Source organism: Kitasatospora sp. NPDC004745 (assembly GCF_042873275.1).
Taxonomy (GTDB): Bacteria; Actinomycetota; Actinomycetes; order Streptomycetales; family Streptomycetaceae; genus Kitasatospora.
The window spans coordinates 195,570-213,701 of sequence record NZ_JBIALK010000003.1; the positions used below are offsets into that span (position 1 = coordinate 195,570).

General features: G+C 72.5%; 16 protein-coding genes. 6 read left to right on the plus strand and 10 right to left on the minus strand.

All coding sequences use genetic code 11. The features are described 5' to 3' along the window. The first annotated feature begins 97 nt into the window (after positions 1-97). Positions 98-682, plus strand: a complete 585-nt coding sequence (locus ACFYUY_RS07830) for a TetR/AcrR family transcriptional regulator (protein WP_387899020.1) — start codon at positions 98-100, stop codon at positions 680-682. 84 nt (positions 683-766) lie between these two features. After that, positions 767-1,747 carry a zinc-binding dehydrogenase gene (locus ACFYUY_RS07835; RefSeq protein WP_387899023.1) on the plus strand — a complete coding sequence of 327 codons (981 nt, stop codon included), beginning with the start codon at positions 767-769 and terminating at the stop codon, positions 1,745-1,747. Positions 1,748-1,868: 121 nt separating this feature from the next. On the opposite strand, the gene ACFYUY_RS07840 is transcribed toward ACFYUY_RS07835, so the two are convergent. Next, positions 1,869-2,258: a hypothetical protein gene (locus ACFYUY_RS07840; protein WP_387899025.1), complete on the minus strand. Its 390-nt coding sequence runs from the start codon at positions 2,256-2,258 to the stop codon at positions 1,869-1,871. A gap of 341 nt (positions 2,259-2,599) precedes the next feature. On the opposite strand from ACFYUY_RS07840, the gene ACFYUY_RS07845 reads away from it, so the two are divergent. Continuing rightward, positions 2,600-3,940, plus strand: coding sequence for a GH1 family beta-glucosidase (locus ACFYUY_RS07845; RefSeq protein WP_387899028.1), 1,341 nt, complete (start codon positions 2,600-2,602; stop codon positions 3,938-3,940). A 448-nt stretch (positions 3,941-4,388) separates the two neighbouring features. On the opposite strand, the gene ACFYUY_RS07850 is transcribed toward ACFYUY_RS07845, so the two are convergent. Next, positions 4,389-5,024, minus strand: a complete 636-nt coding sequence (locus ACFYUY_RS07850) for a TetR/AcrR family transcriptional regulator (RefSeq protein WP_387899031.1) — start codon at positions 5,022-5,024, stop codon at positions 4,389-4,391. 106 nt (positions 5,025-5,130) lie between these two features. On the opposite strand from ACFYUY_RS07850, the gene ACFYUY_RS07855 reads away from it, so the two are divergent. Then, entirely contained in the window at positions 5,131-6,072 is a 942-nt protein-coding gene (locus ACFYUY_RS07855; protein WP_387899034.1) for an alpha/beta hydrolase, read from the plus strand. A gap of 194 nt (positions 6,073-6,266) precedes the next feature. On the opposite strand, the gene ACFYUY_RS07860 is transcribed toward ACFYUY_RS07855, so the two are convergent. Further along, on the minus strand, positions 6,267-7,130 hold the full coding sequence (locus ACFYUY_RS07860; protein WP_387899036.1) for a LysR family transcriptional regulator: 864 nt from the start codon (positions 7,128-7,130) through the stop codon (positions 6,267-6,269). A 122-nt stretch (positions 7,131-7,252) separates the two neighbouring features. On the opposite strand from ACFYUY_RS07860, the gene ACFYUY_RS07865 reads away from it, so the two are divergent. Continuing rightward, the gene (locus ACFYUY_RS07865) at positions 7,253-8,251 is read left to right on the plus strand and encodes an NADP-dependent oxidoreductase (RefSeq protein WP_387899038.1); all 999 of its coding nucleotides are present in this window, start codon (positions 7,253-7,255) and stop codon (positions 8,249-8,251) included. Between the two features lie 257 nt (positions 8,252-8,508). Here the strand turns inward: ACFYUY_RS07865 and ACFYUY_RS07870 are convergent, their stop codons facing one another. After that, positions 8,509-10,764 carry an MMPL family transporter gene (locus ACFYUY_RS07870; RefSeq protein WP_387899039.1) on the minus strand — a complete coding sequence of 752 codons (2,256 nt, stop codon included), beginning with the start codon at positions 10,762-10,764 and terminating at the stop codon, positions 8,509-8,511. A 177-nt stretch (positions 10,765-10,941) separates the two neighbouring features. Here ACFYUY_RS07870 and ACFYUY_RS07875 point away from each other — a divergent pair, with 177 nt between their 5' ends. Beyond that, positions 10,942-11,616 carry a TetR/AcrR family transcriptional regulator gene (locus ACFYUY_RS07875; RefSeq protein ID WP_360223123.1) on the plus strand — a complete coding sequence of 225 codons (675 nt, stop codon included), beginning with the start codon at positions 10,942-10,944 and terminating at the stop codon, positions 11,614-11,616. Between the two features lie 97 nt (positions 11,617-11,713). Here the strand turns inward: ACFYUY_RS07875 and ACFYUY_RS07880 are convergent, their stop codons facing one another. The 6 genes from ACFYUY_RS07880 to ACFYUY_RS07905 all read right to left on the minus strand — a co-directional run bounded on the left by ACFYUY_RS07880 (position 11,714) and on the right by ACFYUY_RS07905 (position 18,122). Then, positions 11,714-12,448, minus strand: coding sequence for a DUF899 domain-containing protein (locus ACFYUY_RS07880; RefSeq protein ID WP_387899043.1), 735 nt, complete (start codon positions 12,446-12,448; stop codon positions 11,714-11,716). A 241-nt stretch (positions 12,449-12,689) separates the two neighbouring features. After that, positions 12,690-13,094 (minus strand): hypothetical protein, encoded by a 405-nt coding sequence (locus ACFYUY_RS07885; RefSeq protein WP_387899045.1) that lies wholly within the window; start codon positions 13,092-13,094, stop codon positions 12,690-12,692. Positions 13,095-13,151: 57 nt separating this feature from the next. Then, positions 13,152-13,691 (minus strand): hypothetical protein, encoded by a 540-nt coding sequence (locus ACFYUY_RS07890; protein WP_387899046.1) that lies wholly within the window; start codon positions 13,689-13,691, stop codon positions 13,152-13,154. 278 nt (positions 13,692-13,969) lie between these two features. After that, positions 13,970-14,800 (minus strand): hypothetical protein, encoded by an 831-nt coding sequence (locus ACFYUY_RS07895; RefSeq protein WP_387899049.1) that lies wholly within the window; start codon positions 14,798-14,800, stop codon positions 13,970-13,972. A gap of 188 nt (positions 14,801-14,988) precedes the next feature. Continuing rightward, positions 14,989-16,758 carry a sodium:proton exchanger gene (locus ACFYUY_RS07900; RefSeq protein ID WP_360223114.1) on the minus strand — a complete coding sequence of 590 codons (1,770 nt, stop codon included), beginning with the start codon at positions 16,756-16,758 and terminating at the stop codon, positions 14,989-14,991. 317 nt (positions 16,759-17,075) lie between these two features. Next, the gene (locus ACFYUY_RS07905; protein WP_387899051.1) at positions 17,076-18,122 is read right to left on the minus strand and encodes a hypothetical protein; all 1,047 of its coding nucleotides are present in this window, start codon (positions 18,120-18,122) and stop codon (positions 17,076-17,078) included. Positions 18,123-18,132: the final 10 nt, after the last annotated feature.

The window sequence follows — 18,132 nt, forward strand, 5'->3', positions numbered from 1 at the left end:
AGGCGTGTTCCGGGCCGGAGGCGTGTTCCGGGCCGGAGGCGTGTTCCGCGCCCGGCCGACCCTTGTTCTTGAATGGTCGCTCAGGTATGTTTCCCCCATGCCCCGACCGCGCGAGTTCGACCCCGACGCCCTGCTGAACCAGGCGATGCTCCGGTTCTGGGAGCGCGGGTACCGGGCCACCTCCATCGAGGACCTGGTCAAGGCCTCGGGCGTCAAGCCCGGCAGCATCTACAGCGCGTTCCCCGGCGGAAAGCACGCGCTCTTCGTGAAGTCGCTGGAGCGCTACTCCACGCTGGTCGTGCCGCAGAAACTCGGCGAGCTGGACGCGCCGGGCGCGTCGGTGGCGGAGGTCCGCGGCTACTTCGACGGGCTGGTGCGCGACCTGCTCAGCCCCGAGGGGCGCCAGGGCTGCCTCCTGGTGAACACGGCCATCGAGAACGCCGCGGAGGACGACGCCGCGGCGGCCGTCGTGCGCGGCCACCTGGCACGCCTGGAGCGGTGCATGACCCACGCCCTGGAGAACGCCGTCCGCCGGGGCGAGGTACGGGCTTCGCTCGACCCGGCAGGCAGCGCCAAGCTACTGGTCGCGACGTGCCAGGGGCTCATGGTCGTCGGCAAGGCCGATCCCGACGAGACGGTCCTGCGGGCGATCGTCGACAACGCCTTCGCCACGCTCTCCTGACGGCGCGGCACCCCGGGCCACCGTACGCGGTGGCCCTTTCGTCGGCCCCATAGTTGAATGACTACTCAAGAACGAGGTTCGGACATGAAGGCCATTGTCATCTCCACCCACGGCGGCCCCGAGGTCCTCACGATCACGGAACTGCCCGACCCGGTGGCCGCCGCCGGCGAGATCCTCATCCGGGTCAAGGCCTTCGGCCTCAACCACGCCGAGGCGTACATGCGGAGCGGCGCCTGGGGGCCGGTGGCCGCCGTCCCCGGGATCGAGTGCGCCGGCCTCGTCGAGGCCGACCCGTCGGGCCGACTGCCCGTCGGGGCCAAAGTGGTGGCGATCCTCGGCGGCATGGGCCGGACCAGGAACGGCAGCTACGCCGAACTGGTCACCGTCCCCGCGACCAACGTGGTGGCGGTGAACTCGCCACTGCCCTGGGCCGACCTGGCCGCCGTGCCGGAGGTGTACGCCACGGCCCACAGCGCACTGCACGGCAACCTGGCCCTCCGGGCCGGGGAGACCCTGCTCGTCCGGGGCGCGACCTCCTCCCTCGGACAGGCCGCCGTCAACCTCGCCGTCCACCACGGCGCGACGGTGCTCGCCACCACCCGCAACCCGGCGCACACGGCCCTGCTCAGGGACCTCGGGGCCGCCGACGTGCTCATCGACGACGGGCAGCTGGCCGCGGAGGTCGAGCGCCGCGGCCTCACCGTCGACGCACTGCTCGACGTCGTCGGGAACACCGCCCTTCGCGACTCGCTCCGCGCGGTCGGGCCGCGCGGGCGGGTCTGCCAGGTCGGCTTCCTCGGCGGACTCGCCCCGGTAGCGGACTTCAACCCCATCGCCGACCTGCCCAGCGGTGTCCGGCTCAGCTTCTTCGGCAGTGCCTTCGTCCTGGGCACCCCCGCCTTCCCCCTCTCGGAGGTGCCACTGGACGAGATCTACGCCCAGGTGGAGGCCGGCACCCTGCGGGCCCGCCCCACCCGGATCTTCCGCTTCGACGAGATCGTCGAGGCCCACCGGGTGATGGAGGCCGGCCTGGCCCTGGGAAAGATGGCCGTCGTCGTCGGCTGACCCGTCCGCAGCCCCGGCGGCACCCGCCCGGCCGACCCCTCCGGCGTCCCGGCCGTCCGCCGGCACCATGAGCACTCGTCGTGCTCTTGGATCGGAAGCCCGGTGATGACGGTCGGCCACTTCAGACCGTGAACCACTCCTTGCCCTCGGCGGAGCTGTACGCCAGGACGATGATGCCCGCGATCGCTATGCCGACCAGCGCGATGGTCGCGCCGGCGAGGAGCTGGATCACGCCGGTGATGATCATGAGCCACTCGATCACCAGCACGGTCTTCCGGGTCCACCGGGCCCCACCCGGCGCCAGGGCCGCGCAGATGCCGAGCAGGACGCCGATCGCGATCGAGAGGAACCCGACGAACGTCACCAGGACGAGGCCGTTGCCGTGCTGGCCGTGAATCAGTACGAAGAGGAAGATCCCACCGGCACCGTTGAGGACGGCGTGCAGCCAGACCCCCGCGACCACCCACTTGAGCGATGTCGGCATCCGCTCGTCCGCCAACTGGTTCGTCATCGGTGACCACCCCCGGATCGTCGGTGCGGCCGGGGCCGGTGGCCGGGCCGTAGGGGAGAGGATCCGGGTGGCCGGGCCCGTCGTCAATGGCCACGTCCGCCTCCCATTCACCGGCTGGCCGAAAGCCTTCGGCACCCCCACGGGCTGTTCCCCTGCCGGGCTTCGGGCTCCGCAGACTCAGTGGCGGTCGCCCTCCGGGGCGGCCGAGGATCGCAACGTCAAGGCCCGGGTGGCGCAGTGGGCCCGGCTGCGGGGTCTCCGGCACGTGGTCGACGGTCCTCTGGCGTTCCGGTAAGGCATCGATAACATGAGGGCTCCTCATATTCTTGTGGGAGGCTGTCATGCCCGATCGTTTCGACCTGCCGGCGGGCTTCCGCTGGGGTGCCGCCACCGCCGCCTACCAGATCGAGGGAGCGGTGGAGGAGGACGGGCGCGGACCGTCCGTCTGGGACACCTTCACCGTCCGGCCCGGTGCCATCCGCGACGGGCACACCGGGGCGGTCGCCTGCGACCACTACCACCGCTACCCCGAGGACATCGCCCTGATGAAGGGCCTCGGACTGGACGGCTACCGCTTCTCCATCGCCTGGCCCCGGGTGCAGCCCACCGGCGCCGGCGCCGTCAACCCCGCCGGACTCGCCTTCTACGACCGGCTGGTGGACGCCCTGCTGGAAGCGGGCATCACCCCGCTGCCCACCCTCTTCCACTGGGACCTCCCCCAGGCCCTGGAGGACCGCGGCGGCTGGCTCGACCGTGACACCGCGTACCGCTTCGCCGAGTACGCCACCGTCACGGCCGACCGGCTCGGCGACCGCGTCCCCGCCTGGATCACGCTCAACGAGCCCTTCGTGCACACCGTGTTCGGCTACGCGATGGGCACCCACGCCCCCGGCCGCGCGCTGATGTTCGAGGCCCTCCCGGCGGCCCACCACCAACTCCTCGCCCACGGCCTGGCCGCCTCACTGCTCCACGAACGCGGCCTGGAGGTGATGCTCTCCAACAACCTCACCCCCGTCGAGCCGGCCACCCCCTCGCCTGCGGACGCGACCGCCGCGGCGGCCTACGACGCGCTCCACAACCGCCTGTTCACCGACCCCGTCCTCCTCGGCCGCTACCCCGACCTCTCCGCCCTCGGCGTCCCCGACGACATCTTCGGAACCGTCCGGCCCGGCGACCTCGACCTCATCCACTCCCCCGGCCTCGACGGCCTCGGCCTCAACTACTACAACCCCACCCGCATCGCCGCCCCCACCGACCCGGGCCTGCCCTTCGACCTCGTCGACATCCCCGACGTCCCCCACACCGCCTTCGGCTGGCCCGTCGTCCCCGACGGCCTCCGCCGACTCCTCCTCGGCCTCCGCGACACCTACGGCACCGCACTCCCGCCCATCACCGTCACCGAGAACGGCTGCTCCGTCGCCGAGCCCACCACCCCCGACCAACCCCGCATCGACTACCTGGCCACCCACCTCGACGCCCTCGCCCAGGCCGTCGCCGAGGGCGTCGACGTCCGCGGCTACTACACCTGGTCCCTCCTCGACAACTTCGAATGGGCCGAGGGCTACCACCAGCGCTTCGGCCTCGTCCACGTCGACTTCGCGACGCAGCAGCGCACCCCCAGGGCCTCGTACGCCTGGTACCGCGAGCTGATTGCCACTCATCAAGCCCGGCATTCAAGGTAGTCAAGGTCCGATCTCGACGCGGCGCCCGTCAGGTTCGGGGCGGGTGCGGCGGGGTCCTGCGAAGCGAGCCCGTAGCCGCTCGACACGCTTGATGAGGTGGTGACAGGGCGTTCGGGGGTCCGGCGGCCGTCACTCATGGTCTGCTGGTGGCCCGAGCAAGCGGACGGTCGGCCCAGGCGAACCGTTCCAGGCGCCAGGGGGTCGTCACCGCGGTCGGCCTCGCCTCGCTCGACCGTGCCCTGCTGTGCGCTACGAGGATCCACCTCGACGACCCGCGCCCGACGCCTCGTCCGCGGGCGCATCGCCCGGGAGCCTCACGGGCAGCGGCCTTTCCTCCGCGAGGGTGCGTCCGTCGACCGTGCCCGGGAACAGGTGCCCTCGCCCGGCGCGCCGTTACGGCCGGCAGCCGCGTCGACCTGCGACCCGGTGAGTCCCTCCGGTGACTCGCTTACCGAGGGACGTAGCTCTCGATGTGGTCGATCACCGCCGATACGGCATGCCGGTACGCGGTGCTCGACCGGCGGACCTGGGACAGCAGCATGCCCCCTTGTACGGCGGCCAGCAGGGCGGTGGCCAGTGCGGTGACGTCGGCGCGCTCGCTCAGCTCGCCGCGAGCCTGCATGCGGGCGAGTCCCGACCTGATGGGTGTTTCCCATCGTTCGAAGGATGCGGCAAGGTCGGTGCGGGCCAAGGGGTCGATCTCGGCGAGTTCGCTGGCGAGGGAGCCGATCTCGCAGCCGCCCACCCATCCCGTGGCGTCCTGCCGGTCTGCCGCCCCGTCGCACCAGGCCCGCAGCGCGTCGATGCTGTCCAGGTTGTCCAGCAGGGGGCGCTGCTGGTCGAGCTTGGTGCCCGTCTGAAAGTCAACGACGGCAAGGACCAAGCCCTGTTTGTCGCCGAAGTAGTGGTAGATCTGCGACGCGCTGACCCCGGCGGCGGACTGGACGTCCGGGATGCTCGTACCCCCGACGCCGCGGTGGAACATCAGTTCCGCGGCGGCCTCGATGATGCGGTCACGCGTTCTCCGGCCCGGCTTGGTGAGTCGGCGCCCCTCCGGCCCTCTGGCGTCCACTGGCGGGTTCATGCGCGCACCGTACCAGGATTGGAATTGCCATTCCAATCCTGCGACTTGTAGAACTTGGAGCAGTCATTCCAACCCGTGCGTTCCGGCAGCTCCAGAGAGGTCCCACATGTCCCTCGACCCCCAGATCGACGCCCTGCTCGAGAAGTTGGCCGCAGGAGGCGCACCGGCACCGGAGAGTCGGACGGTCCTGGAGAACCGCGACCTCGTGAGCGGCTTCTCCACCCTCGCGGGCGACGTCGAACCGGTCGGCAGCGTGCACGACGCAGTGGCCGCCGCCGAAGGCCTCGTGGTCCCCATCCGCATCTACGCCCCCGCCGCCCCCACGCGCTCCGGGCCGCTGCCCGTGACGGTCTTCCTCCACGGCGGCGGATGGGTCCTCGGAGACCTGGACAGCCAGGACCACATCGCCCGCATCACGGCCAACCGCTCCGGCACGATCGTGGTCTCCGTCGACTACCGGCTGGCGCCCGAATACCGCTTCCCGGCGGGGATCGACGACGCCTACGCCGCCCTGACGTGGGTCGCGGCCAACGCCGGAGGTTTCGGCGGCGACGGGCAGAGGATCGCGGTGTTCGGCGAGAGCGCCGGCGGCAACCTCGCCGCGGCCCTCGTGCAGGAAGCGCGGCGGCGCGGCGGTCCTCGGATCGCCCTGCAGGTCCTGGCGTACCCGGCGGTCGACCGGTTCGACGACAGCCCCTCCATGTACGAGAACATGGCCGGCCCGCTGCTGAGCCGCAGCTGGCTCGAGTGGTTCTGGGGTCTCTACCTCAACACGCCCGACGAAGGCGCCGACCTGCGCGTCTCGCCGGCGCGCTCCGACGAGCTGGCCGGGCTTCCGCCCGCCGTCATCGTCACCGCCGAACACGATCCGCTGCGGGACCAGGGTGACCGGTACGCGCAGAAGCTCGCCGACGCCGACGTGCCGGTCAAGCACCTCCCGGTCAAGGGTGCCACCCACGCCTTCCTCTCGTTCACCGGGTCGGTACAGCTCTCACGGGACGTCCTGAATCAGCTCGGAGACGCGGTCGCCATGGCGTTCGACCACTGACCGCCCAGCGTTGCCGCTTGCCGGGTCCCCGTCACACATGGGCGCGGCGGGGACCTGGCGTCCTGCGAACCCACGACGTCCGGGTCGGCGGCAGCTCACCGAGTGCCAGCGCAGACTCGGAGACATCCCGCCGGGCCGGTGCGCACCTCCCCGGCCCTCACACGTCGCCTTGCCGCAGGAGAGGGCGAGCCCGGTCAGGCTGGCAGGACGGCCCTGGCCACCAGGCGGAGATTCCTGATCATCGGATTCGGGTCGCCCTTGCGGCTGACCAGGACGACCCGGCTGGAAGGAGCGCCCTCGATCGGGACGGTGACGAGGTCGGGGCGTAGTGAGCTACGCCGGTCGCCGACCGGTAGCACGGCGATCGCCCTGCCACTCGCGACGAGTTCGAGCTTGTCCTCGTAGCTCTCGATCGGCGGCACGTCGGCCCCGAGGATCCGGTAGGAAGCCCAGTCCGCGGTCTCGAACGGGCATGGCGCCGCCTCCTCGCCGGCCAGTTCTTCCGAGGTCACCGACGGGCGGTCGGCCAAGGGATGGCCGCGTGGGACCACGAGCACCCGGGGCTCCTCGTACAGAGGGGTGGTGAGGACGTCGGCGGCGAGCGGCAGCGGGGCCCGCGCGATCAGGGCGTCGACGTGCTTGTCGGACAGCGCCCCGACGTCGCGGCAGCTCAGGTACCGGGTGGTGATCTCGGCGTCCGGGTGACGGCGGCGCAGTTCCTCCACGGCGGCAGTGATCACCAGGTCCTCGACGTAGCCGATGGTGATTCGTTCGGTCTCGGCTTGTCCGCGCACGGCCAGTTCGGCCTGGCGGGCGGCCTGCAGCAGGGCTCGGGCCCGAGGGAGGAACCTCTGGCCCGCCGGAGTGAGCCGGGTGCCCTGGGGTACGCGGTCCAGCAGTCGTGTGCCGAGATGCTTCTCGAGCCGTTGGATCTGGCGGCTCAGCGCGGGCTGGGCCACGTGCAGGTCGGCGGCGGCCCGGCCGAAGTGCTGGTGCGCCGCGACCACGGTGAAGTAGCGCACCAACCGCAGTTCCAGGTCCCGTCCGAGATCGTTCACCCTTGCAGCGTACGCGTCATGCCGTTTCGGAATGAGCAGGTTGCCGGATCGGTCTTGGACGGCGATGCCGCGGTGGGCCTTGACTCGAGGAGCAACGTTTCCCCGAGAGAGCGACAGACGCGATGAAGGCGATCCAGTTCCATGAAGCGGGCGGGCCCGAGGTTCTGCAGTACGACGAGGTGCCGGTTCCCGGGATCGGCCCGGGCGAAGTGCTCGTCCGGGTGCACGCGGCGGGCGTCAACCCGCCGGACTGGTACCTGCGTGAGGGGATGAAGGTCATGCCGGCCGAGATGAGGCCGGCCCTGGACTTCCCCCTGGTCCCCGGAACGGACATGTCGGGCGTGGTCCAGGCGGTCGCTCCGGACGTGTCGGGGTTAGCCGTCGGTGACGAGGTCTTCGGCATGCTGCGGTTCCCCGGATTCGACGGCCGGACCTACGCCGAGTACGTGGCCGCACCGGCTTCGGACCTCGCTCACAAGCCGGCCGGCATCGACCACGTGCAGGCGGCCGGGGCGCCGATGGCCGTGCTCACGGCCTGGCAGTACCTGGTGGATCTCGGCCACGACCTGCCGTCGGTCTTCACCGGTCGGGTGCACCAGCCGGTGCCGATCACGCCGGGGATGACCGTGCTGGTCAACGGTGCTGCCGGTGGAGTGGGTCACTTCGCGGTGCAGCTGGCGAAATGGAAGGGGGCGCACGTCATCGCGGTGGCGTCCGGGCGGCACGAGCGGTTCCTGCGCAAGCTCGGCGCCGACGAGTTCATCGACTACACCAGGACACGGGCTGCGGACGTGGTCAGCGGTGTCGACCTGGTGATCGACGCCGTCGGTGGCCCGGACAGCTCACGCCTGCTGACTGTGCTCAAGCGCGGCGGCACCATGCTTCCGGTGTTCTTCGCCCAGTACGATCCGGAGGAGACGGCGAGCCTGGGCATCACGGTCTCGAACATTCAGGTGCGTTCCAACGGCCCCCAACTCGCCGAGATCGGGCGCTTGTTCGACGAGGGCACGCTGCAGGTCGGGGTGGACAGCACCTACCCGCTGCCCGAGGCGGGCAGCGCACACAGGCGAGCCGCGCAGGGCCACATCCAAGGCAAGATCGTGCTGACGGTGGTCCCGTGATCGCCGAACTCCGGCAGGCGGTGGCACACTTCGCCCACGCCCCGGACGAGCGGAAGGCGCCGCCGCCGGAAGCGTTCCGATCGCCGCCCACCGGGCGCGGAACGCGAAGGAGGGGTCGGTAACTTCCCTGCGGAGTCGCCGAGTCGGGTAGGAGCAGTAGCTCGGAGTCGAGCTCCGGCACGATCGTCGGCGGTGGTCGCCGGTTCCGTGACGGCGGACCGCGGGTGTCGTCGGGCGCCCGCGGTCCGCTGGTGCCACTACCCGACGACTGCCGGGGTGCGGGGTGCCTCGGGGGTGGCCTTCGGCTGGTAGAACTCGGTGTGTCCTTCGACGTGGAGGTGGGGCAGGCGGCGGTCCAGCCAGGTGGGCAGCCACCAGTTGCCACGGCCGAGCAGGTGCATCACGGCCGGTACCAGCAGCAGTCGGACCAGCGTGGCGTCGATCAGGATGGCCGACCCCATGCCGACGCCGATGACCTTGATCGGCAGGTCGGGCGACGGGACGAAGGCCGCGAACACGGCGACCATGATGGCCGCCGCCGCGGTGATCACCCGCGCGGTGCCCGCCAGTCCGCTGACGATGGACTCCGCGTTGTCGTGGCTGCGCAGCCAGGCCTCACGCATCCGACTGACCAGGAAGACCTCGTAGTCCATCGAGAGGCCGAACAGGACGGCGAAGGTCAGCACCGGCACGAAGGCCGGCAGCGGGGTGGGGCTGTCGATGCCGATCAACCGGCCGGCGGTGCCGCCTTCGAGGACGAGGGCGACCACGCCGTACGCGGCACCGACGGAGAGCAGGTTCATCACAGCGGCCTTGAGGGCGACGGCGAGGCTGCGGAAGGCCACCAGGAGCAGGAGCATCGACACCGTGACCACGCCGCCGACCAGCAGCGGGATGCGGCGGGCGATGTTGTCGGTGCTGTCGATCGCGCTGGCGGTCGCCCCGCCGACGTGCACCCGGACGCCGGGGCCGACCGCACCCGGGATGACGTGATCGCGCAGTTCGCGGACCAGGGTCTTGGTGGCGCCGGACTGCGGACCGCTGTCCGGGACGACGGTGAGCAGCAGCGAGCGGCCGTCGGAGCCGGGCACCGGAGGGGTCACGGCCGTGACGCCGGGCACCGCCTTCAGCGCGGTGGGCAGCGAGGCCGTCGCGTCGGCGGGGGTGCCCGGCGCCAACTCGGCGACCAGGACCAGCGGTCCGTTGCTGCCCGGCCCGAAGCCGGCGGCCACCGCGTCGTACGCCAGCCGGTTCGAGCGCCCGGCAGGGTCGTTGCCCGCGTCGGGGAAGCCGAAGCGGACGCCCAGGAACGGCGCCGCGAGCGCCAGCAGGACGACGACCCCGGTGACGGCACCGAGGACGCGGTGACGCTCGACGAGCCTGCTCCAGCGCAGCCAGCCGGCGCCCACCGGGCTCTCGCCCCGGGCGGCGCGGCGCCGGGGCAGGGGCAGCCGGAGGCGCTCGATGTGTCGGCCGAGGTAGCCGAGCAGGGCAGGGAAGAGAGTGGCGGACGCGGCGATCACGACGAACACGGAGAGGATCGCCGCGACCGCGGCGCCGCGCATGAACGACAGGCCCATCGCGAACAGCCCGAGCATGCTGACCACCACGGTCATTCCGGCGACCACGACCGCGCGGCCCGCGGTGTCCAGCGCGGCGACCGTGGCGGCCTCGGGTTCGAGCCCCTCGGCGCGCCACTCGCGGAACCGGGTGACCAGCAGCAGCGCGTAGTCGATGCCGACGCCGATGCCGAGCATCGCGGCGAGCGAGGTCGACCAGTCCGGGACCGGCATGATCGCGGCGAGGACCGGCAGCAGGGCGCTGCTGACCGCGAGCCCGCCGAGTGCGGTGAGCAGCGGCAGGCCGGCGGCCACGACCGAGCCGAAGGTGATCACCAGGATCAGGGCGGCGGCCGCGATGCCGATGCCCTCCGAGCCGATCGCGCCCTGCTCGGTCTGCTGGACCGTCATGCCGCCGAGGTGGACGCGCAGGCCGCCGTCGACGGGGCGGGCCAGGTCGAGCAGCCGCTGGGTGTCCGCCTTGGGCATGTCGGGGGCGACGGCGACGTCCAGGTGGATCTGCCCGAGGGCTGTGCGGCCGTCGGCCGACACCTTGCCGCGCGGGCCGTACGGGTCGTCGATGCCGCTGACGTGCGGCACCTCGGCCATCCGGGCGAGCAGGTCCTTGACCCGGTCGCGGGTGGCAGCGTCGGTCACGCTGCCGTCCGAGGTCAGCACCAGGCTGATCGATTCACCGCCCAGACCCGGGAAGTCCCGCGCCAGCAGCTGCTGGGCCTGCTTGGAGTCCGAGCCGGGCGCGGTGTAGTCGGCGCTGTACTTGGCGCCGAGGCCGGCCGAGAGGCCGAAGGCCGCGCCGGCGGCGAGCAGCCAGAGCAGCACCGTGCGGCCCCGGTTCCGGAAGCTCCAACCGGCTATTCGGCCGAGTGGGCCGGGCCTGTGCGGCCCGCTCTCCCCGGCGGCTTTCCGCCGGTCCTCGCGCAGTCCCTGGGGCATGTGGTCCTCCGTGCATCGTCAGGGGCTCCGCCCCCCGGCAAAGCGTTACGCTTCATAACGCGCCTTACGAAGCGTAACGTTTCCCTCGACGGGTACGGATTGTCAACGCGGTGACTGACGCGGTGACTGACGCGGTGACTGACGCGGTGGCTGGCGCGGCGAGCGGATGGAGTGGCGATGACGGGTGGGTCGGCCGACGAGGGCGGCGGGCGGAGCCGCCGTGAGCGGCTGCGCGCCGACACCGTGGAGGAGATCAAGCGCGCGGCCCTGGGCCTGATCGTCGAGCGCGGCGCCGCGAACCTCCGCTTCACCGACATCGCCCGCAGCATGGGGATGACCCCGCCGGCGCTGTACCGCTACTTCGCCGACCGGGACGAGCTGCTCACCGCCCTGGTCGCCGACTCGTACGACAGCCTGTCGGACGCGTTGACGGCGACCCGCGAGACCGTGCCGCCGGACGACCTGGACGGACGCTTCGTGGCCACCTGCACCGGCTACCGCACCTGGGCGCAGCGGAATCCGGAGCGCTTCGCCCTGATCTTCGGCGCCCCCGTGCCCGGGTACGCGGCCCCACCGGACGGACCGACCGTGGTGGCCGGCCGGCGGGCGATGGAGCACATGGTCGAACTCGTCGCCGACACGGCCGAACGCGGCCGGCTCGGCAGCCCGCTGGTGCCGGACGCGGCGGAAGCCCTGATGCTGGCCTGGGCCACCGTGCACGGCTTCGTCACCCTCGAGGCGCACGGCCACTTCCACACGCTCGACCAGGACGCGCGGGACCGCCTCTTCGCGGTCCAGGCGGGCGCCGCCGCGCGCACCGCAGGCCTGTCGCCGGCCGCGGACCGGTGGTGACCGGAACCCGCGCGGCGGACAGTCACGGCTCGGGCTGCGCGGACGGCGCCGTCCGCCTGCACCGAGGGCCCAGGCTCCCCGGCACCCGGTCCGATCCTCAGGCTCTCCCGTACTCGTCGTGGCGGCGCAGCCAGTGGGTCTGCTCGCCCTCCTCGTGTCGGCCCATCGGCGTCCGGTCGAGGAGGCCGTAGTAGGCCATGGCGGGTTCGAGGCCGCGCGCCGTGGTGACGTACGTGCGGTGGACGGTGCCGTTCGAGAGCGCGTAGGCGCTCAGCCCGGGCCCCTCGGTGACGTAGCCGGGCACGTCGGTGCCGCAGGCCTGCGCCATCTGCCGGACGGTCGGCGGGATGTCGCCCTCCAGGAACGGCCTCAGCTCCTCCTCGGTGTACTGGAAGCCGAGGTCGCGGTGGAACCCGCTGCCGGCGGCGGAGACCCAGTCGAAGCTCCAGCCCATCCGCTCCCGGTAGGCGAGGAGCTTGTCGATCGGCGCCCGCGAGGAGCAGATCAGCGTCACGTCGCGGGCCTTCAGGTGGACGGCGTTGGGGCTGAGGGTGTCCGCGATCGACGAGCAGACCGGGCATCCGGCCTCGTAGGGCGGGCCGAACATGAAGTGGTAGACGAGCAGCTGCGAGCGGCCGTCGAAGAGGTCCGCGAGCGACTTGGTGCCGTCGGCGGTCCCGAAACGGTAGTCCTTCCCGACCCGCACCCAGGGAAGATCCCGCCGTTTCCGCGCGAGCTCGTCGCTTCGCCGGGTGAGCTCCTTCTCCTCCGCCAGCAGCTCCTCCCGGGCCGCCTCGAACTCCTCCTGCGTGCCGATCCTGTGCTCGGGCATAGCCTCTTCCGTCCTGTGAGGCAGCAGAACACCGCACCGCGGCGTGCGGTCACCCGCAGTGACAGCCGGCGGCGCCCGCCACCGGCCCACCGGCGGCCCGTCCAGCCGTACATCCACCGTACGCGCGGCGGGGGCCACCCGGGCAACGGGGCGTCCCGCCCCCGGGGGTGTCGGGAGCGGGACGCGGTACGGGTGCAGGGCCCACGGGGGTGGCGGGCCGTGTCACCGCACGACCGGTGGCTCAGTACCAGAGGTCGGGGCTGAGCTGGTAGTCGTAGCCGCTGCCGGGCTGCCAGTAGAAGCGGGCCTCGGCCTTGTAGTCGTGGCCCGGGGTCGGGTTGGTGAGGGTGTAGGTGTAGGAGTACTGGCCGGAGTGGCAGGGGAACGAGGTGGAGAGCGCCTGGCTGCCGGTGGTGTAGTCCCAGATGATGATCTGCTCGGTGCAGTTGTTGCCGCCGAAGTTGGTGGTCACCTGCGCCGACACCTGGCCGCCGCCCGCGCTGATGCAGGTCTGCTTCCAGTCCGGGCCGGCGCAACCGCCGCCGCTCGATGCCGAAGCCGTCCCGGCGCCGGTCAGTGCGATCCCACCGGCGAGCGCGGTGGTGGCCAGGCCCAGGACGACCCGGCGGATTCCCTTGACGGACATGGGCGTTCCCTCCCTCTTGACCCGGTCCGGTTGACCGGGGCACGACATGAGGATCGGTCACGGCGATGGACATTCGATGAGCACGACGAGCAGCCGCTCGGTCTCGGCCGCGTCGGCATCGAGGTCCAGCCGCCGGAAGTGCTCGCGCGCCCGGACGAGGCAGGCACCCGCCCGGCTGCGGTGACCCAGGTCGGCAAGGGCCACGTCGAAGTCGCCCAGCACCCGCGCGTTCGCCCCGAGCAGCTGGAGGACGTTGGCGCGCAGTCGGCGCAACGCCACCCCCTCGCACAGCGGCAGGCAGCGGCGGAGTTCCCCACCCGCCGCCGCGTAGCAGCCGGCGTGCCAGAGCATGCTGCCACGGACCGAGCGGGCGAGCGCCTCGGCCTGCCGTTCGCCGCGGGCCGACGCGGCTTCGGCCACCCGGGCCGCCAGGTCTCCGACCGTGGTCGCGTAGCCGCGGCCGAACAGGATCGAGCCCATCTTGTCCGTCAGGTCGGCGGCCTGGGCGAGCGGCAGGGCCCGGTCCTGACAGGCCCGGCGGATCACGGTCTGGTGGAGGTCGGTCTGTTCGCGCAGCCAGGCGGTGGCGTCCTCCACGGTGTCGAAGGCCCTGCCGGGCGCGGGGGTCTCCGCCGCGATCAGGCTGCGACGGGCGTGCTCGACGTGGTGGGCGGTCGCCTCGGCGTCACGGGCGGTGGCCAGACAGGAGGCGAGCAGCCGGGCGTACGCGGCCGAGGCCGCGACTGAAGGGTGCCGCGCTGTTCGGCGAAGGGGTCATGCCTCCGGAGATCGCTCGGAGGCTCCGGGTGAGCTGCGAGTCGGCCTACCGGTGGCGCCGGGCCTGGAAGCGGGCGGTCCGGGTGGCACCGAGCTCGTCACGGCCGAGCCCGGCCGGTGTTGTAGTTCCCGCTGATCGAGATGGCGAGGACGGCGCCGTGTGCGGGATAGGCAGCGGCGGCCAGCTGGGAGTGACCGTACTGACGCCAGTCGACGTAGTACGAGGTCTTGACCGACGGGTACTTGAGCATCACGTCGTGCGCGGCCGTTCCGTCGTCGAGGGCCGGCAGGTAGGGGGCCTGCGCCACATCGACCGTTCCACCCTGTCGAGCAGTCGCCTTCGCACTCGCGGGCGGCACGAAGTCGAAGCTGATCGGCACGGCGTACTGCACCGTGGCCGCATTCGGCCGCGCGGCCGCCTCCGCGACCTGGGCCGGGCTCGGATCGTCGGGCGGCCGGTGGGCGTAGTCGAGTGCTGCGACCAGCCCCGGGTGCTCCTCGCGGTCCAGCGGGGCTCCGGTCCGGTCGGGATGCCACCCCGCGGTGGCCAGGACGGTGTCGAGCTCTGCGAGTCGGGACGGAAAGTCGCCATCGAACGCCTCGTACACCGTGGTGGTCCTGGAGCAGGTCACCGGGGTCCACGTCCGGCGGGTGAGCGCGAGGCCGTGGTCGACCCAGCCGGTGCTGCAGGAGTCCGCCACCGTCGTCCCCAGGTAGGTGGCCCAGGGCAACGCGGCGCGCACCTGGTCGAGCTGACGGTCCGACTGGGCGGTCAGTGCCCGGTCCGCCGCCCGGGCGGTGACCGACTGGGCCGCCTTCGCGACGTCGGGCTGCGGCTCGGGCCGCAGGCTCAGGTAGATCCAGGCGGCCAGCCCGAAGCCCCCCCGCGAGCACCACCCACGCGACCACTGCGCAACCGCGTGGCACACCCCCACGTACAGCCACCGAGCCCACCCCCATGAGTCCCCCGTCGCACCCGAGCGTACGTGAGGTCAGATGCACATCCCAGCCGTTCAGGCCCCGCGCTGCGCCCGCACGGCGCAGCGCGAACGCCGATCCGGCACCCGAAGCGCCGAAGTGCGTAACGGTGACACCCCCTGAGCGCCCCGGGCTCCGGTCAGTGCGGGGTGGGGTGGCGGGGTGGGCCGAGGAGGATGAGGATGTCGCCGGGTTCCTCGGGGGGTGGGTGGCCGCTGACGACGGGGGCGAGGGTGCCGTTGGAGCGGACGCGGAAGAGCAGGTCGTGGCCGGTGGGGATGGTACCGGTGCCGGGGGTCGCCAGGAGCGGGGCCCCGTCGGCGTGGCGGCGGGCGAGGGCCGGCCGGGCCAGGGATTCGTCGAAGAGGATCTCGCCGCCGGTGTACGGGGCCACCACTCCGTGGCTGCTGTGGGGCGGCCCCAGGCGGTAGACCCGGCCCTCGACGCCGCCCTGCAGGATCGTCGAGGCGAGCGCGTTGAAGTCGTCCTCGTCGGTGAGCAGCAGGACGGCCGTGATGCCCTCCAGTTCCGCGCCCTGGCCGGTGGCGGCAGCCAGCAGCTCGCCCGGGGCCAGTTCCAGGCCGGCGGCCCGGATCCGTTCGCGTTCCGGTTCCAGGCCGGCCCACATCAGGACGTCGAGGCCCGCCGAACGCAGGGCCCGGCCGACCTCCACCACCCACTGCGCGCCGCCGACCAGCAGGGGGCGGGAGCGGGCGGAGCGCCTGACGTGGAGGAGGCGGGCGGCGGGCACCGCGGTGAAGCCGTAGACCGCCACCGTGGCGACGATGACCAGGAAGGTCGCGGGGAGGATCTTCTCGGCTCCGCCGACGCCGTCCGCGACCAGGGTCGTGGAGAAGGTCGAGGCGGTGGCGGCCGCGACGATGCCGCGCGGGGCCATCCAGCCGATGAAGGCGCGTTCGCCCTGCGGGAGGTCCGTCCCGAGCGTGGACAGCCCGGCCACGAGTGGCCTGATGACGAGGACCAGTACGGCGACCAGGCCGAGCGTCGGGAGCATGACGCCGCTGAGCGAGTCCGGGGTGATGGTCGCCGAGATGGAGATGAACAGCAGTCCGATGATCAGCTGGACGAGGGTCTCGAAGAACGGGTTGCGCGAAGGGATGTCGAAGGACGGGAGGTTGGCGACGGCCACCCCCATGGCCACGGCCGCGATGAGTCCGGTGTCGTCGCGCAGCACGTCGCAGACCGCCGCCGTGCCGATCACGGTGGCGAGCTGCACGGACGTGCCGAGCGGTTCGGGAATCCGGAACCTGCCCAGCAGCAGCCACAGCACCGCCGTTCCGACCAGGGCACCGGCGATCCCGACGGCGAAGCTCAGCACCAACTGGCCGGCCCGCACGCCGACGTGCGGATGGGTGCTCGCGACGATCGAGTGGAAGACCAGGGCGCCCAGGATCGCGCCGATCGGGTCGATCAGCGAACCCTCCCAGGTGAGGATCTGCTGGAGCCGTTCCACCGGCCGCACGAAGTTGAGCAGCGGCCCGACCACCGTCGGGCCGCTGACCACCAGGATCGCGCCGAGCATCAGCGCGGCCCGGGAGGACATCCCCAGGAACTGCGCCGCCAGGAAGGCGGCCGGGAACCCGGTGAGCAGCACCCCGAGCAGCAGCAGCCTGACCACGACGCGCCGGTTGTGCCCCTGGAGGTGCTTCAGGTCCAGGCCGAGGCCCGCGTCGTAGAGGATCAGTGCCACGGAGAGCGACACCAGCGGGGAGAAGGCCGCGCCCAGCAGCCGCTCGGGGTCGAGGTCGTCGGTGAGCACGCCGGCGGTGAACCCGACCGGCAGCAGGACGATCAGCGCGGGCACGCGCAGCCACCTCGCCAGCACCTGGGAGCCGACCGCGAGCACGGCGGTCAGGCCCAGGCCCAGGAAGATCGCGTCGGTGCTCATGGGTCCGCACTGTGCTGGCGCCGGTCACGCGAGTCAAGCAGGACACGGCCGGGTCGCCGACCGGCCCGGGCGCGGGCCGGTCGGCGACGCCCGGACGCCCGTCGCCACCGGGCGGCCCGAGTCCGCGCCACGCCGTCACCCAGCGGGCCCGGCGGGGGCGGTAGTTGGGTTCCGGGCCGAACGGGCCGAACGGGGCGCCCGTCGGGCTCGGGCCGGGCCCGGGCCGGGCTCGGCGGATCGTCCGGTGCGGCCGATCCGCCGTCGTGGATCACCCTGGAGTGCCCCGGCCCGCGGCGCGCCGTTGACGGACGGCGGCGTCAGAAGGCGACGGCCTTCAGGTAGCTGGTCTCGCCGCGCGGTCCGGCCAGGTAGAGGGTGTGCCCGTCGGGGCCGAGGGCGGTGGCGCCCACGCCGTCGAGGCCGAAGCCGGTGAGGTCGGCGGCGGGGAGGGCGGTGTTGGTGGCGGTGTCGTAGGCCAGGACGGTGGCGGAGGGCTTCCAGCCGTCCTTGAGGACGAACAGGCGGCTGCCGTCCGGGGTGACCGAGACGAGGTGGGTGTCGGCGGAGGAGGCCGGGCCGCCGAGGGTGAAGACGGTGCGGGAGGTGTCGGTGAAGGGGTCGAGCTCGTAGCCGGAGCCCTGGGCGGACCGGCTGCCCAGGGCGTAGAGGCGGGTGCCCTCGCGGGAGGCGGTGACCTCCGTCGCGGCGGCGAGCGGCCGGACGGTGCGGGTGACGGTCGGGACGGGGGAGGTCAGGTCGAGGTGGACGACGCCCCCGCCGGTGGCGACGTAGGCGTCGGCGCCGCCGTTGTGCAGGGCGATCCCGTCCACGTCGGGGTCGCCCAGCGTCACGGCGCCGGTGAAGGAGCGGGCGAAGGTGTCGTAGACCAGCACCCGGCCGGGGCCGGAGGTGCCCTGCTGGGTGACGAAAACCCGGGAGCCGTCGGCGCTCACGGCGAGCGCACGCGGGCCGTCGACGGGCGTGCGGAAGGGCACGCTGCCGGTGGCGAGGTCGACGGTCAGCAGCTGGTCGGCGACGAGGACGTAGACCCGGTTGCCGTCGGGGCTGAGGGCCGGCCGGCCGGCGGTGCCGTCCTGGCTGAGCAGGGTCTGGGCCACGACGGCGCCGGTGCGGGTGTCGACGGTGCGCAGGAGGTTGGGGTGGCCGCTGCCGACGTTGTCCTGGGCGACGACGTAGGCGTGGTTGCCGTCGGCGCTGACGGCGATGCCGGACACCCGCCAGCCGACGGCGGTGTCGGCGGCACCGGCGGGTCCGGCGGCACCCGCCGGTGCGGCGCAGCACAGGAGTGCGGCGGATGCGGCGAGGGCGATGGCCCAACGGGTCTTGGCCGTAAGCGAGTTCACAGAGCTCTCC